This window comes from Vallitalea pronyensis (assembly GCF_018141445.1).
Classification (GTDB): Bacteria; Bacillota; Clostridia; order Lachnospirales; family Vallitaleaceae; genus Vallitalea; species Vallitalea pronyensis.
Window position 1 is genome coordinate 4,118,571 of sequence record NZ_CP058649.1, and the last position, 19,007, is coordinate 4,137,577.

A 19,007-nucleotide genomic window follows, 5' to 3' on the forward strand; every position below is an offset into this window, starting at 1 on the left:
AAATATATCTCAGGCTTATAATCTCACAATCTCATCCAATAGTAATCTGAGATTTTACTAAACCTATATGCCTCCCTGCTACATGTAAAATAAGGGTCTAGTTTATTATACTAGACACCTTATTTTAAGAGTAAACTTAATTGTTTTCTTCAATATTTTCTTTCTTTTTTGATTTTGCCGCTGCTGCTTCAATATCTCCATTTGCCCAATGTTCTTTTGAAACATCCTCAAAGGAAGGTTCTTCCAAATCTAACATAGGTCTGGCAATAATTTTATTCATCATAATGACAATTTGTTCTCTAGCCGTATCCATGTTCGGTCTAAAGGTGTTATCACCAAAGCCTTTAACAACCCCAGCATTATACAGCTTGTTAATATACTTTTCTGCCCAATGCCCTTTAACATCAATAAATGTTGAATCACGATCATCCACAACAGCACCAACATATTCCCAATATGCGGAGAATACAACTGCAATTTCTGAACGCTTAATTGGTGCATTAGGTCTAAAGGTTCCATCACTATATCCCCTAAATAAGCCAATGTTAGTTACTGCTTGAATATATTGATAGCTCCAATGGTTAATGGTTACATCTGTATACTGGTTATTGCCCGCATGATCCGTATCTAATTTTAATATCCTTGCAAACATAGCGGCTACTTCAGCTCTGGTAACAGCTTTTTTAGGTTTAAAAGAACCATCTGGAAATCCTTTAACATAAGGATCAAAGAATTCAACTGCACCAAGTGGTGTAATATCCTCCTCAATTATCATTTCTTCTTCTAATCCAATGTCATCATTTTCTTCGCCATCTGATGGACTGCCATTACCGTTAGAAGGGGTTCCTCCTCCATCGTTTGAAGGATTACCACCGCCTCCATTTGATGGATTGCCACCGCCTCCATCTCCACCTTGGGAAGCATTAGCGGTAAAGACTACAACAGTTGATGGACTCGCATTTGTTATGATCGTGCTTTTATACCTTACTTTGACTGTTACATTGCCAGAGAACTTAGGAACAGGATTTGTATTGTATACGATCCAGTTGCTGCCACCATCTGTTGAATACTCCATTGTATCATCTGCGCCTATCAAAATATTTGAACTATCATTACCTGTTACATATGGAGCAGAAGGTGTGTTCTTTGTGAACACTACTTCCGTAATCGGTCCTGCATTAATTGTTGGTGTTTCTTGATATCTCACATAAACGGTTACACTACCTAGGAATGTTGGTACATTATTATCATCGTATGCTGTCCAAGTAGTACCACCATTGGTTGAGTATTCCATTGTTTCATCCGCACCATTTAAGAGATTACCATTATCATCCCCAGTTACAGAAGGTGCTTTATTTAAGTTTACATTTTTCATGCTTACTAATTCACCAATATTAGCGGTTACTGTAATGCTTCCATGAGGTGCATCATTGGTTATGGTTACCATTCCATTGCCATCAATACTTACACCGCTTACTTCTTCTTGAAATGACCACTTAACTGTATCTGCTGTCATGATGTTTCCGTATTGGTCTTTTACTTCTGTTGTGTAAGTTACAGTTGTAGGATTATTTATTTCTGTTGGTACGGTTGTTTCGTCTAATCCGTTTACTGTTATGCTTGTTGCGACAGCTGGTGCTTTTTTAAGATTGACTAGCTTACTATCTGTAATACTTCCGCTTGTTGCTATGATTGTGAATTGTGTTCCTGGTGCTTTGTTTGTTACAGTTACTTGTCCAGTGGCATCTATACTAACACCCTCTACAGATTCTTTCAGTGACCATGTTGCTTTTTGTCCTATCATGATATTTCCGTATTGATCTTTTACTTCTGCTGTGTAAGTAACAGTTGTAGGACTACTTAATTCTGTTGGTACAGTTATTTCATCTAATCCATCTACTGTCACGCTTGTTACAATTGCTGATGCTTTTTTAAGACTAACTAACTTACTATAAGTAACACTTCCACTTGTTGCTATAACTGTGAATTCTGTCCCTGGCGCTTTATTTGTTAGCGTTACTTGTCCATTGGTATCTATGCTGACGCCTTCTACAGCTTCTTTTAATGACCATGTTACTTCTTCTGTCATTATATTTCCGTACTGGTCTTTCATTTCTGCTGTATATGTTGAAGTTGTTGGACTATCTACTTCTATTGGTACGGTTATTTCAGCTAATCCATTTACTACAACACTTGTTATTATAGCTGGTGCTTTATTAAGATTAACTGACTTACTTCCTGTTTTACTTCCGCTTGTTGCTATAATTGTGAATTCTGTTCCTGGCGCTTTATTTGTTACCGTTACTTGTCCATTGGCATCAATACTGACACCTTCTACAGCTTCTTTTAATGACCATGTTACTTCTTCTATCATTATATTTCCGTACTGGTCTTTTATTATTGCTGTGTAAGTAACATTTGAAGGACTATCTATTTCTGTTGGTACAGTTATCTCATCTAAACCATTTACTGTCACGCTTGCAACCATAGCTGTTGCTTTTTTAAGATTAACTACCTTACTATCTGTAACACTTCCACTTGTTGCTATGACTGTTAATTCCGTTCCTGGTGCTTTATTTGTTAGCGTTACTTTTCCAGTGTTATCTATGCTGACGCCTTCTACAACTTTTTGTAATGACCAGTTTATTTCTTCACCTGTAATGATGTTTCCGTACTGGTCTTTAATCACTGCTACGTAAGTCACATTTGTAGGACTGCCTACTTCTGTTGGTACAGTTATTTCATCTAAACCGTTTATTGTTACACTTGAAACCATAGCTGGTGCTTTATTAAGACTAACTAGCTTACTATCTGTAACGCTTCCACTTGTTGCTATAATTGTAAAATCTGTATCTGGTGCTTTGTTTGTTACAGTTACTTGCCCATTGGCATCAATACTGACACCTTCTACTGCTTTTTGTAATGACCAGTTTACTTCTTCACCTGTCATGATGTTTCCGTATTGATCTTTTACTTCTGCGGTATATGTTGAAGTTGTTGGACTATCTACTTCTATTGGTACGGTTACTTCAGCTAATCCATTTACTACAACACTTGTTACGATAGCTGGTGCTTTTTTAAGATTGACTAGCTTACTATCTGTAACACTTCCGCTTGTTGCTATGATTGTGAATTCTGTTCCTGGGGCTTTATTCGTTATAGTTGCTTGTCCATTTGCATCTATACTGGCGCCTTCTACAGCTTCTTTTAATGACCATGTTACTTCTTCTGTCATGATATTTCCGTATTGGTCTTTTATTTCTGCTGTGTAAGTTATATTTGTAGGGCTACTTAATTCTGTTGGTACAGTTATTTCATCTAATCCGTTTACAATCACACTTGTTACAATTGCTGATGCTTTTTTAAGATTAACTAACTTACTATCTGTAACGCTTCCACTTGTTGCTATAACTGTGAATTCTGTCCCTGGCGCTTTATTTGTTACAGATACTTTTCCAGTTGCATCTATGCTGATGCCTTCTACTGCTTCTTTTAATGACCATGTTACTTCTTCACCTGTCATGATGTTTCCGTATTGATCTTTTACTTCTGTGATATATGTTGAAGTTGTTGGACTATCTACTTCTGTTGGTACGGTTATTTCAGCTAATCCATTTACTACAACACTTGTTACGATAGATGATGCTTTATTAAGATTAACTAGCTTACTATCTGTAACGCTTCCACTTGTTGCTATAACTGAGAATTCCGTTCCTGGTGCTTCATTTGTTAGCGTTACTTTTCCATTGGCATCTATACTGATGCCTTCTACTGCTTCTTTTAATGACCAGTTTATTTCTTCACCTGTCATGATATTTCCGTACTGGTCTTTAATCACTGCTACGTAAGTCACATTTGTAGGACTATTTAATTCTCTTGGTACAGTTATTTCATCTAAACCGTTTATTGTTACGCTTGTTACGATAGCTGATGCTTTATTAAGATTAACTAGCTTACTATGTGTAACGCTTCCACTTTTTGCTATGACTGTGAATTCTGTTCCTAGTGCTTTATTCGTTACAGATACTTGTCCATTGGCATCTATACTGACACCTTCTACAGCTTCTTTTAATGACCAAGTTATTTCTTCACCTGTCATGATGTTTCCGTACTGGTCTTTAATCACTGCTACGTAAGTCACATTTGTAGGACTATCTATTTCTGTTGGTACAGTTATTTCATCTAAACCATTTATTGTTACACTTGCAACCATAGCTGGTGCTTTTTTAAGATTAACTACTTTACTTCCTGTTTCACTTCCACTTGTAGCTATAATTATTAATTCTGTCCCTGGTGCTTTATTCGTTACAGTTACTTGTCCATTGGCATCTATACTGACGCCTTCTATAGCTTCTTTTAATGACCATGTTACTTCTTCTGTTATGATATCTCCGTATTGGTCTTTTATTATTGCTGTGTAAGTAACATTTGAAGGACTGCCTACTTCTGTTGGTACAGTTATCTCATCTAAACCATTTACTGTCACGCTTGCAACCATAGCTGTTGCTTTATTAAGATTAACTAACTTACTATCTGTAACACTTCCACTTGTTGCTATGACTGTGAATTCTGTTCCAGATGCTTTATTCGTTACAGATACTTCCCCATTAGCATCTATACTGACACCTTCCACTGTTTCTTGTAATGACCATGTTACTTCTTCACCTGTCATGATATTCCCGTATTGATCCTTTATTTCTGCTACGTAAGTCACATTTGTTGGACTATCTATTTCTGTAGGCACAGTTATTTCATCTAATCCATCTACTGTCACGCTTGTTATTATAGATGATGCTCTTTTTAGATTGACTACTATGCTTCCTGTTTCACTTCCACTTGTAGCTATAATTGTGAATTCTGTTCCTGGCGCTTTATTTGTTACAGTTACTTTTCCAGTGGCATCTACACTTATACCCTCTATAGCTTCTTGAAGGGACCATTCCACATCTTGGTTTGTCATAATGTTTCCATACTGGTCTTTTGCTATTGCTGTGTAAGTAACATTTGAAGGACTGGCTACTTCTGTTGGTACAGTTATCTCATCCAAACCATTTACTGTTACGCTTGTTACAATAGCTGGTGCTTTTTTAAGACTAACTAACTTACTATCTGTAACGCTTCTACTTGTTGCTATAATTGTGAATTCTGTTCCTGGTGCTTTATTTGTTACAGTTACTTTTCCAGTTTCATCTATGCTGATGCCTTCTACTGCTTCTTTTAATGACCATGTTACTTCTTCTGTCATTATATTTCCGTACTGGTTTTTTATTTCAGCTGTATATATTGAAGTTGTTGGACTATCTACTTCTATTGGTACGGTTATTTCATCTAATCCGTTTACTACAACACTTGTTACGATAGATGATGCTTTATTAAGATTAACTAGCTTACTATCTGTAACGCTTCCACTTGTTGCTATGACTGTAAATTCTGTTCCTGGGGCCTTATTAGTTACAGTTACTTTTCCATTGGCATCTATACTGACACCCTCTACAGCTTCTTTTAATGACCATGTTGCTTCTTCTGTCATTATATTTCCGTACTGGTCTTTTATTTCTGCTGTGTAAGTTGAAGTTGTTGGACTATCTACTTCTATTGGTACGGTTATTTCAGCTAATCCATTTATTACAACACTCGTTATTATAGCTGGTGCTTTATTAAGATTAACTGACTTACTTCCTGTTTTACTTCCGCTTGTTGCTATGACTGTAAAATCTGTTCCTGGTGCTTTATTCGTTACAGTTACTTGTCCTTTGGCATCTATACTGACACCTTCCACAGCTTCTTTTAATGACCATATTACTTCTTCTGTCATTATATTTCCATATTGATTTTTTATTTCTGCTGTATATGTTGAAATTGTTGGACTATCTACTTCTGTTGGTACGGTTATTTCAGCTAATCCATTTACTGCTATGCTTGTTACTACAGCTGGTGCTCTTTTTAGATTGACTACCTTGCTTCCTGTTTCACTTCCGCTTGTTGCTATGATTGTGAAATCTGTATCTGGTGCTTTGTTTGTTACAGTTACTTGCCCATTGGCATCAATACTGACACCTTCTACAGCTTCTTTTAATGACCATGTTAGTTCTTCTAACATGATATTTCCGTACTGGTCTTTTATTATTGCTGTGTAAGTAACATTTGAAGGACTATTTATTTCTGTTGGTACAGTTATCTCATCTAAACCATTTACTGTCACGCTTGCAACCATAGCTGTTGCTTTATTAAGATTAACTACCTTACTATCTGTAACACTTCCACTTGTTGCTATGACTGTGAATTCTGTTCCTGGGGCCTTATTTGTTACAGTTACTTTTTTTCCAGTGTCTTCTATACTGACACCTTCTACAGCTTCTTTTAATGACCATGTTACTTCTTGGTTTATCATGATGTTTCCGTATTGGTCTTTTACTTCTGCGGTATATGTTGAAGTTGTTGGACTATCTACTTCTTTTGGTACAGTTATCTCATCTAAACCATTTATTGTCACGCTTGTTAAGATAGCTGGTGCTTTTTTAAGGTTGACTGATTTACTTCCTGTTTTATTTCCGTTTGTTGCTATAATTGTGAATTGTGTTTTTGGCGCTTTATTTGTTACAGTTACTTCTCCATTGTTATCTATACTAACACCTTCCACAGCTTCTTTCAGTGACCAATTTACTTCTTGTCCTGTCATGATACTTCCGTATTGATCTTTTACTTCTACTGCGTAAGCTATACTTTTAGGACTATCGTTTTCTGTTGGCACAGTTATTTCATCTAATCCATTTACTGTTATGCTTGTTGCTATAGCTGGTGCTTTATTAAGATTAACTGACTTACTTCCTGTTTTACTTCCGCTTGTTGCTATGACTGTAAAATCTGTTCCTGGTGCTTTATTCGTTATAGATACTTGTCCATTAACATCTATACTGACGCCTTCTACAGCTTCTTTTAATGACCATATTACTTCTTCTGTCATTATATTTCCATACTGGTCTCTTATTATTGCTGTGTAAGTAACTTTTGAAGGACTGCCTACTTCTGTTGGTACAGTTATCTCATCCAAACCATTTACTGTCACATTTGCAACCATAGCTGGGGCTTTTTTAAGTTGGACAAGTTTACTTCCTGTTTTACTTCCACTTGTTGCTATGACTGTGAATTCTGTTCCTGGCGCTTTATTCGTTATAGATACTTGTCCATTAGCATCTATAGTGACGCCTTCTATAGCTTCTTTTAATGACCATGTTACTTCTTCTGTCATGATACTTCCATACTGGTCTTTTATTTCTGCTGTATATGTTGAAGTTGTTGGACTATCTATTTCTATTGGTACGGTTATTTCAGCTAATCCATTCACTGCTATGCTTGTTACAATAGCTGATACTCTTTTTAAATTGACTACCTTGCTTCCTGTTTCACTTTCGCTTGTAGCTATGACTGTGAATTCTTTTCCTGGGGCTTTATTTGTTACAGTTATCTGTCCATATGCATCTATACTGACACCTTCCACAGCTTTTTTTAATGACCATGTTACTTCTTCTAATATGATATCTCCGTATTGGTCCTTTATTTCTGCTGTAAAAGTTATACTTTTAGGACTATTTAATTCTGTTGGCACGGTTATTTCATCTAATCCGTTTACTACAACACTTGTTACGATAGATGATGCTTTATTAAGATTAACTACCTTACTATCTGTAATGCTTCCACTTGTTGCTATGACTGTAAATTCTGTTCCTAGGGCTTTATTTGTTACAGTTACTTTTCCAGTGTCATCTGCACTTACACCCTCTATAGCTTCTTGAAGGGACCATTCCACATCTTGGTTTGTTATGATGTTTCCATACTGGTCCTTTATTATTGCTGTGTATGTAACTTTTGAAGGACTGCCTACTTCTGTTGGTATAGTTATCTCATCCAGACCATTTACTGTTACGCTTGTTACGATAGCTGATGCTTTTTTAAGATTAACTGCCTTACTTCCTGTTTTACTTCCGCTTGTTGCTATGACTATGAATTCTGTTCCTGGTGCTTTGTTTGTTACAGTTATCTGTCCATATGCATCTATACCGACACCTTCTACAGCTTTTTGTAATGACCAATTTACTTCTTGCCCTGTCATGATGTTTCCATACTGGTCTTTTATTATTGCTGTGTAAGTAACATTTGAAGGACTGCCTACTTCTGTTGGTACAGTTATCTTATCCAAACCATTTACTGTTACGCTTGTTACGATAGCTGGTGCTTTATTAAGATTAACTAGCTTACTATCTGTAACACTTCCACTTGTTGCTCTGACTGTAAATTCTGTTCCTGGGGCCTTATTCGTTACAGATACTTTTCCATTGGCATCTATACTGACGCCTTCTACAGCTTCTTTTAATGACCATGTTACTTCTTCTGTCATGATATTTCCGTACTGGTCTTTTATTATTGCTGTGTAAGTCACATTTGTAGGACTATTTAATTGTGTTGGTACGGTTATTTCATCTAATCCGTTTACTACAACACTTGTTACGATTGCTGGTGCTTTTTTAAGATTAACTACTTTACTTCCTGTTTCACTTCCACTTGTAGCTATAATTGTGAATTCTGCCCCTGGCGCTTTATTTGTTACAGTTACTTTTCCAGTGTCATCTACATTTACACCCTCTATAGCTTCTTGAAGGGACCATTTCACATCTTGGTTTGTCATGATGTTTCCATATTGGTCTTTTATTTCTGCTGTATATGTTGAAGTTGTTGGACTTTCTAATTCTATTGGTACGGTTACTTCATCTAATCCGTTTACTACAACACTTGTTATTATAGCTGGGGCTTTATTAAGATTAACTGACTTACTTCCTGTTTTACTTCCGCTTGTTGCTATGATTGTGAATTGTGTTCCTGGCACTTTATTTGTTATCGTTACTTGTCCAGTGGCATCTATACTGACGCCTTCTACAGCTTCTATTAATGACCATGTTACTTCTTCTGTCATAATGTCTCCGTATTGGTCCTTTATTTCTGCTGTGTAAGTTATATTTGTAGGACTACTTAATTCTGTTGGTACGGTTATTTCATCTAATCCGTTTACTACAACACTTGTTATTATAGCTGGGGCTTTATTAACATTAACTGACTTACTTCCTGTTTTACTTCCGCTTGTTGCTATGACTGTGAATTGTGTTCCTGGCACTTTATTTGTTACCGTTACTTGTCCAGTGGCATCTATACTGACGCCTTCTACAGCTTCTTTTAATGACCATGTTACTTCTTCTGTCATGATATTTCCGTACTGGTCTTTTATTATTGCTGTGTAAGCCACATTTGTAGGACTATTTAATTCTGTTGGTACGGTTATTTCATCTAATCCGTTTACTACAACACTTGTTACGATAGCTGGTGCTTTTTTAAGATTAACTACTTTACTTCCTGTTTCACTTCCACTTGTAGCTATAATTGTGAATTCTGTCCCTAGCGCTTTATTTGTTACAGTTACTTTTCCAGTGGCATCTACATTTACACCCTCTATAGCTTCTTGAAGGGACCATTCCACATCTTGGTTTGTCATGATGTTTCCATATTGATCTTTTATTTCTGTTGTATATGTTGAAGTTGTTGGACTATCTAATTCTGTTGGTACGTTTATTTCAGCTAATCCATTTACTACAACACTTGTTACGATAGCTGATGCTTTATTAAGACTAACTAACTTACTATCTGTAACACTTCCACCTGTTGCTATGACCGTGAATTCTGTTCCTGGTGCTTTATTTGTTACAGTTACTTTTCCAGTGTCATCTACACTTACACCCTCATTAGCTTCTTGAAGGGACCATTCTACATCTTGGTTTGCCATGATGTTTCCATATTGGTCTTTTACTTCTGCGGTATATGTTGAAGTTGTTGGACTATTTACTTCTATTGGTACGGTTACTTCATCTAATCCATTTACTACAACACTTGTTACGATAGCTGGTGCTTTTTTAAGATTAACTAACTTACTATCTGTAACGCTTCCACTTGTTGCTATAACTGTGAATTCTGTTCCTGGGGCTTTATTTGTTACAGATACTTTTCCAGTTTCATCTATGCTGATGCCTTCTATAGCTTCTTTTAATGACCATGTTGCTTCTTCTGTCATTATATTTCCGTACTGGTCTTTCATTTCTGCTGTGTAAGTTATACTTATTGGACTATTTAATTCGGTTGGTACAGTTATCTCATCTAAACCATTTACTGTCACACTTGCAACCATAGCTGGTGCTTTTTTAAGATTAACTGCCTTACTTCCTGTTTTACTTCCGTTTGTTGCTATGACTGTGAATTCTGTTCCTGACGCTTTATTCGTTATAGATACTTGTCCATTAGCATCTATGCTCACGCCTTCTACAGCTTCTTTTAATGACCATGTTACTTCTTCTGTCATGATGTCTCCGTACTGGTCTTTTATTACTGCTGTGTAAGTCACATTTGTAGGACTATCTATTTCTGTTGGTACAGTTATCTCATCTAAACCATTTACTGTCACACTTGTTGTGATAGCTGTTGCTTTATTAAGATTAACTACCTTACTATCTGTAACACTTCCACTTGTTGCTATGACTGAGAATTCTGTTCCTGGGGCCTTATTTGTTACAGTTATTTTTCCAGTGTCTTCTATACTGACACCCTCTAATGCTTCTTTAATGGACCATTCTACTTCTTCACCTATCATGATGTTTCCGTATTGGTCTTTTACTTCTGCGGTATATGTTGAAGTTGTTGCACTATCTACTTCTGCTGGTACAGTTATCTCATCTAAACCATTTATTGTTACGCTTGTTACGATAGATGATGCTTTATTAAGACTAACTAACTTACTATCTGTAACACTTCCACTTGTTGCTATGATTGTAAATTGTGTTCCTGGTGCCTTATTCGTTACAGTTACTTGTCCATTGGCATCTATACTGACACCTTCCACAGCTTTTTGTAATGACCAATTTACTTCTTGCCCTGTCATGATGTTTCCATATTGATCTTTTATTTCTGCTGTATATGTTGAAGTTGTTGGACTATCTACTTCTGTTGGTACGGTTATTTCATCTAATCCATTTACTATCACGCTTGTCACAATAGCTGATGCTTTATTAAGATTAACTACCTTACTCCCTGTAACACTTCCACTTGTTGCTATAATTGTGAAATCTATTGCTAGCGCCTTATTTGTTACAGTTACTTTTCCATTGGCATCTATACTGATACCTTCTATAGCTTCTTGAAGGGACCATTCCACATCTTGGTTGGTCATGATGTTTCCATATTGGTCTTTTACAACAGCAATATAAGTTTCATTTATTGGGCTGTTTGCCTGTGTTGGTACATCTATTTCTGATTTTCCATTAATTGTTATAGTTTTTGGTACGGAGTCATAATAACCACCTTGTGCAGCACCATAAACAATGTTGCTGATATTTACAGTTTGCTCATCATATAATCTTCCATTTGATACATTTACTTTTGCTATGTTTTTGCCATATGCAACAAATAATGTGTTGTTAGCAACAGCAACACCATAGAGATTTGATATGCTATATGTACCAATTATGGTGGTTGCATAATCATCACTGAAATCAATTTTAATTAAATTGGTCTTACTGCCATTAGCAGCTAAATAATACATATCACCATTATAAGCGACTAAATCACCATTAGAGTTATAACCTAAATATTTTAGATAATGAAAGGTTTTATCTGTGGGATGATAAGCCATTAGCCATAAGTTATTGACATAATAGAATAGGCCATTATTATACGTTAATGCATTAACTGTATTAGAACCTAAGTTGGCAACTTCTTCTGGCTGTGTTTGAATGTTCTTAAAAAGCTTTTTATTGTTTATTCCAAAAAGAGTATCTTCACTATTAGCAATGTCTAAATAAACCTTATTGGTATATGTGACATCTTCTGTCAAAGCATCTTTGGGGTAATACTTTACAAGGTCTCCATCTTTAGCATTTAAATAGAAATAATCATAATCATATGGTCCAACTAAATCAACTGAGACCTTATTCGTAAATTGTGATTTTACTGGATTACCTTGAAGGGTTACACCTGTTTTAGCAATGGGTGTCACTTCAAACTTAATGTTATACCCTAATAACCTATTAGGTATAACAAACGTTTTATGATATGCACCTTCTATAAGCTCATAGGATTGATTTTTCCCTGTATTGGCGTACCATTGAAAGATAGAGTTCCCTTCTTCGTCACCTTCTGCATCATGGTATGTATAGACACCTGTTAATGTCTCACCAACTTTTGCAATACCATTAATGATTACATCCTTAGCTACTGGTGCATTGCTTATTACTTTATTAATCCCTTGAGCAGCACCGTGCACTTGTTTCATATATTGCATTAATTGTGATGTTATAGAAAGCTTATTCCCTTGTGGGTCGTATACGTCAACATAACTTTTCCCTTTATCAAGGAATGCAACAAATAAGTTGTTATCAATAACAGCTATACCATAGGGTTTTCCCGATAGTTTTCCGAGATTGGTTACCTGTTTTTCACTTATATCAACCTTAATTAAAAAGGCTTTATTACTTTTATAACCAGTGTAGTACAGTGTATTTTTATCTAAAAAAACAAGATCACCTTTTGCTTTATAACCTGTGTCTATTATGGTTAATATGTCATTATTCTGCATATCATACTTCTTAATAATACCATCATGCTGTTTAGCAAAATATAGATTCCCATCAACATCAGCTGTTAATGCATTGACACCATTCTCTAAATACCTATCAAATGTTGCATCTATATCGATATCTTTATATAGGCTACCTCCCTGGGTAATACCTACAAGGGTACCGTCTGGTAGAGTTGCTATATCTCTGTAATTACCTATAAACTCTGCAACGACAACCGACTTGTCAGAAGATCTAAATGGATAATATTTAACTAGCGTTCCTCTGTTATCATTAGCATAAAAGAATTTATTAGGATCGCCAGTTAGACCATCTGTAACTGTTAATGTGCATACATCTTGGTGATTTCCATCTTCTGATGTAGCTGTGATGTTGGCCGTTCCAATGCTCAATGCTGTAACAAGACCATTAGCATTAACTATAGCTACTGCTTCATTATCTGAAGACCATGTTACATGCTTATTCGTCGCATCTGAGGGTATAATTGTAGCTACTAATTGAACTGTTTGACTTTCATTGATGTTTAAGACTTGTGATTTAGGTTCAACATCTATGTCGCTTACAGGTACCTTTTTATTGTCGGATAAGTCTTTTGTTGTCGGATATAAGTAACTACTAGGGACCTCTTCTGTGATTCCATTATTATATTTCATCCTTAATTCAAAGGCAGCTTGGTCTTTTTTATTATCAAAGTAATCCATATATATAGGATATATTTTACCTTCTTCCATAAAAAGTTGACCATGATTATTGACTTCCCTTGGTGCCTGATAACGCCAAGAGTCTGCAAAAACCACATCCTGATTATTCACTGTAACTTGACCATAAACACCATCATCCACATAGGCAATTAAATGATAATAACCTGTTTTTTCTGGTACAAAATATCCCCACATATTAATTGCATTATGAAATGCATCATGTGTATGGCTTCCATTTGACTTTTGATAAAAGTATAATGAGCCTTTGTCTGTCTCTGCATATTTTTTTGATTGTCTAGGTTTTTGATATTTGTAACCATCGTAGTTTTCTGCACCAAACATTTTGTGTCTTTCGTCTGAATCAAGTGCTGGGTCAGAACTTGGGTTACCGTTTGATATCTCCGAGATTTCATAATGCTTCACATTCAAGTAACCTCTTTTATGACTAATAATGTCATCAAATACTTGCTTATCACCACTAAAATTCTCTTGATAATTATACTTAAATTTCAGTTCTGTTATGTCACTTGCAGGATTGTTGTTAGAACTTTTAAAACGTATATTAACCGTTACATCTCCATGAAATGTAGGAGGATTACTTGGTTCAAATGTTGACCAATTGTTGCCTTTATCTGTTGTATATTCCATGTTTGTCTTCGTTGAATCATTTCCCACAATCACATCATGTTTATCATCAGCCATTACATCAGGCGGCGTAGATGTCACAGGGGTTTCATTAAGTTTAATCCATTTTTGTCCATTGAAGTTATGTATTAGCATCCAGCCATTACCATGTTCATAATAATAGTAGGATACTGCATTAATATTTGGATTATGATTATCATTATTGGTTAAGATTCCTGAAGAAATTGCATCGTATTTATGATCATAGTATTTTCTGCCATATTCTAATTCAATATGTCCTTGGGTTGGCATAAAAGCATCATAAGAAACGGACAAATCATCTATATTAACCCAAACGCTACCTAAATGCTGTTGAATGAGATAGAAAGACCCATCCCTTTTTGAATAGTATAGCATCTTGTCTTTGGGAACCATACCACGCTCTTCCAATTGACCTTGTGGTGTCTTATCTAAACGACGATCATCTGTATTCACATAGCAAATCAGATTTTTATCCGTTTTTAAACCTCCTTGGTTCAAGAGCCACTCGGTATTAATCCAGAATAATTGATTACCGCTTTTTATTTGATACCAGCTGTCAACTGTATCATAATAGTCATAGTCACCTGGCTTTATTTCACCTCTATTATCATATTGGTTAGCGCCTTGATGTTGATATTTTTTTAATGTGGTGACTACTTTTATTGTACCCAGGCTTTGTATAGCTTGAAGTACCTTAGGTTGTTTCTCACCATCCTCAATATCTTCCTCGTTATTTATTTCTTCTTGGAGATTTTCTAGGTCGTTATCATGTAAAGTTTCTTCTTCATTACTTTCTTGGGTCTCATCCGTATTTTCTTGAACTGTATCATTTAGGTTTTCTTGCTCTTCGTTACTTTCATCAGCCTCATCACCTAGGTTTTCTTCATCTCCATTGATTTCATTAATCTCATCACTTAGATTTTCTTCCTCTTCACTGTCTTCATCAGTCTCGTCACCTAGATTTTCTTCCTCTTCATTATGTTCTTGGATTTCATTGCTGCTATCCTCTTCCTCGTTACTCTTATTTGATTCACTGTCTAACCCATCATTATCATCTTCTTCATGAAGTAGCTTAGTATTATCCTCATTATTAGCTATTAGCTCAGTATTATCTGTTATCTTTTCGCTAGCTTGTCCATTTTCTTGCTGCTCTATTATCGCTTGTTTGTCATTTGCATGTTCTACAGACATATTGTGTCCTAGGTGAGTATCAACCTCTTCAGCAAACGCATGAGAAGGCATATTTGAAATGATGGTTATGCTTGCTAATAGTATTATGAATAGTCGTTTTAACGTTTGATTTAATTTTCTCATACAATTACCTCCTATCTTTGCAAACTTTATGAACCAGCTCAATGCTGTTGTGCAAACATATGTATTATAAAATGCCCCATATTAATGCATTATTACGTTTCTTTATATACTTATAAGTTCGATTTTATGGGTATATAGAACTATTTTATATCCTTTCACTCTACATCAAAATAGGTATATCTATCTATATTGATGATAGTCTAATTATCTATTTCTTTAGTTATACCATACCCAATCTCAACAAAATCTCAACGTTCTAATAGATAGGATTAATCTTTAGAGAATTATTTACGTCATCTATGTACAAGTTTACTTAATCTATCAACATAGGCTAAGCAGATAAGTTATAGTATATAATAAATTATTCCCATATATTGGTGATTTAGATGATAACTGTTTCGCATCAATAGCTCTATTATCTGAGCAATTAAAAAAGTCATCAGCCATCCCTATCACCTAATGACTTTTTTATTATTCTTTGAAGCTCTTTATAAAAGCTGACTAGCAGGTCGTGTATGTAACCCCGTTACATTTCTTACTTCTACAAGAGTCATTTATCCATCACCTTTATTATAAGAATTATGCAGTGCCAGTCTGCAAATCTTATCTTTTATGTGACAGTGTTTATACATCACTTCCATGTTTTTTATTTGGTCTAAAGATGTAATAAGGATCGGTGAAATAATGTCTTTTTTTTGGTCGATGATGTGTTGAAGATCCATGTCAACTAATGGCTGTCCAACCTTTAATGAACATCCTGGTTCTACTAAACGCTTGAAGCCCTTTCCCTTTAATTTAACGGTATCTATACCAAGGTGGATGATGATGTCAAGTCCTTGACTGGTCTTAATCATAATGGCATGATTAGTAGGAAATATCTGAATCAAATGTCCTTTACAAGGACTACATACAAGACCTGCTGATGGTACAATAGCAAAACCATCACCAATCATTCTCTGTGAAAATACGGGGTCGGGTACATCTTCTAGAGGTACAACCTTTCCTTTTATAGGTGCATATAACGTTATATTATGTATACGCTCCCTCTTAAAACCAAACATGATGCGTCCCCCTTCAGTTGTATATCAAGCCAATAACTATCCATATCCTTATGTTCTAAGCACTTATTATTGACTTGATTACAACTCCAAAATAAATGATTTAATCTAGAAATTCTATAGTAATTCCTTGATCTGCTCAGCAATAATCTCAGCTTGCGTACCTACAATAATCTGGATATTACGGTTATTTGGTTTAATTAGACCACTAGCACCAAGAGCTTTACAAGCCTCAAGGGAAACATGTTCATTATTTTTCAAAGTAAGTCGAAGCCGCGTAATACAGGCATCAACTTCAACAATATTGTCCCGACCACCTAATACATCAATATACTCTTTGGCAATCTCTCCGATACCTTTGGCTTTTATAATGCTCTCATCACCGCTTTCATCATCCGTTCGACCTGGTGTTGGTAAGTTAAGTTTCTTAATGAGCAGAACGAAGATTAAATAATAGACGACTGCCATAATAATACCCACACCTAATAATAGGATTGGTTTGGTGGCGATATTGAAATTCAAGAAATAGTCTATAGCACCTGCTGAGAATGCAAAGCCGTGTAAACATCCTAATAACTCACAGATGGCTAAAGCAATACCTGTTAATACAGCATGAGCGATATAAAGCACTGGCGCTAAGAACATAAACATAAATTCAATAGGTTCTGTGATACCTGTTAAGAAAGATGTAAATGCTACTGATAGCAGCATCCCACCAATTACTTTACGATTGGATTTCTTAGCGGTTGTATAGATTGCTAAAGCAACAGCAGGCAGTGCAAACATCATGATAGGGAAGAAGCCTGCTAAAAATGTACCAGCTGTTGGGTCCCCTGCTAAGAAACGATTAATTTCACCAGAAGCTCCATTGTATGTACCAAATGTAAACCATACAAACGTATTAACCACATGATGAAGGCCTAATGGAATAAGCAGACGGTTCAATAAACCGTATAAAAATACCCCTATTGTTCCAGCGCCTATAATCCATTCCCCAGTAGCATTGAATCCAGATTCAAATGCGGGCCAAACAAGACCTAATATCAGACCAACAAAAATACTCACAATGGATGTCACAATGGGAACAAAACGTTTGCCCCCAAAGAAAGCTAACCAATCCGGTAACTTGGTTTTGTAGAATCTGTTGTACAGTAAACCGGCCATAATACCTGCTAAAATACCCATAAGAATATTATTATTCAGTAGATAGGCTTCTTCTGAAATACCAAACAACACCGATGCTGCTGGTGTGACCTTCGTAATGGTAAAGTACCCCACAAGGCCTGCTAAACCAGCAGCTCCATGGTTATTCTTAGCTAACCCAAAAGCAATACCAACTGCAAATAAAATTGCTAGGTTACTAAAAATAGCATCCCCTGCCTGTGTCATAATATCGATTTTCCACAGAACGCCTAATCTCAAAAGCAGCGCAGTTATAGGCATAACCGCTACAGGTAACATTAATGCCTTTCCTACTTTTTGCAACGAACCAAATGCATTTTTCATGATACCCCTCCATTTTTAATCCATTTTAAAACTTTGATGCATCGCTTAAAAACAAGCAGCTTTAAACAACTTGTTTTTGACTCATGAGCAAATCATGAATTGTGAATCGTGTGGGTTCAAAAAAAGCATGGGTTCACTCATAAGAAAGCTTATCTTATTCATCAACTCATGCCTAATCGAATTAGTTACACGCTACATCTATTCAATTCTTACTTTAATACATTATATGGGGGTGTCCTATGGATTATGCTTATTTTTTGATTGGTTCTAATTTTAATATAATCTTAAATCTAATACATGTTGGTATTAGCGTATTTATTGTTTTTTAAAATTATCTTGGATAAATAGCAGCAAACAACCTGCAGTTGTACGTTGTGCTAATGGTAAGGTGTACAGTGTTTTATGATAGAATTGATGTTTAATATTGGGTATCTTTTTTACCCATCCTTCTATACGTAGAGCTTGCATAGCATTATACTCTACATAGGCTTCTGGTGATTTCAAAAGTATGGGAGCCTTTGTGGCTACATACTCTTTTACAAGGTCATGGGTGTATTTTACATAATTTTCATATTGTCGATGTCCATTCAGCAGCCTGATTTTCACATGCTGACTAATGGTAAGGTCTTGAATAATATGAACGCATGCACCAAGATAAAACATGCTATCATTCTTTTTACCTATTTCCCATAACCTAAGAGCAATATTGTAATAGTCCATGGTAAGGTCTAAGGAATTATTGTGCCCAAATAAGCCACGCTTCATATGGGGATTATAAAAATGGGTAATGCTTTTAAAATCCTGATCAGCCCAAATAGAACCTTTATCAATATCTTTTAGATACCTTGTAAAAAAACGGTATTCTTGTTTATATCCATGCTTTTTAAGTAGTTCAACAGCATGATAATTATTGAAAACATGTACTTCACAATCTGTATCAATGAATAGCTTTTTAATGGGATTTACAAACTTTAGAAATTTCCTTAATAATCGTCCATAGTAATTTTCAATTCTTTTCTTCATGGTCTCTTCCTTCTTTGTCTGAAAACTTAGGTCATGTTTAGACTTATTATACCCAATATAAGACATGGTTA

General features: G+C 35.6%; 4 protein-coding genes. All 4 read right to left on the minus strand.

Annotation, left to right across the window (positions count from 1 at the left end):
- Nucleotides 1–136: 136 nt before the first annotated feature.
- On the minus strand, nt 137–15,349 hold the full coding sequence (locus HZI73_RS17310) for a DUF4073 domain-containing protein (RefSeq protein ID WP_212694629.1): 15,213 nt from the start codon (nt 15,347–15,349) through the stop codon (nt 137–139).
- Nucleotides 15,350–15,903: 554 nt separating this feature from the next.
- A complete protein-coding gene (locus HZI73_RS17315; protein ID WP_212694630.1) occupies nt 15,904–16,410 on the minus strand; it encodes a PTS sugar transporter subunit IIA in 507 nt (168 codons plus the stop codon).
- Between the two features lie 114 nt (nt 16,411–16,524).
- Nucleotides 16,525–17,913 (minus strand): N-acetylglucosamine-specific PTS transporter subunit IIBC, encoded by a 1,389-nt coding sequence (gene nagE, locus HZI73_RS17320; protein WP_212694631.1) that lies wholly within the window; start codon nt 17,911–17,913, stop codon nt 16,525–16,527.
- Between the two features lie 315 nt (nt 17,914–18,228).
- A complete protein-coding gene (locus tag HZI73_RS17325; RefSeq protein WP_212694632.1) occupies nt 18,229–18,936 on the minus strand; it encodes a zinc dependent phospholipase C family protein in 708 nt (235 codons plus the stop codon).
- Nucleotides 18,937–19,007: the final 71 nt, after the last annotated feature.

Excerpts from the sequence above, each read along its gene's own strand:
- nagE (WP_212694631.1), bottom strand. The coding sequence starts at position 17,913 with ATGAAAAATGCATTTGGTTCGTTGCAAAAAGTAGGAAAGGCATTAATG.
- HZI73_RS17325 (WP_212694632.1), bottom strand. The coding sequence starts at position 18,936 with ATGAAGAAAAGAATTGAAAATTACTATGGACGATTATTAAGGAAATTT.
- HZI73_RS17315 (WP_212694630.1), bottom strand. The coding sequence starts at position 16,410 with ATGTTTGGTTTTAAGAGGGAGCGTATACATAATATAACGTTATATGCA.
- HZI73_RS17310 (WP_212694629.1), bottom strand. The coding sequence starts at position 15,349 with ATGAGAAAATTAAATCAAACGTTAAAACGACTATTCATAATACTATTA.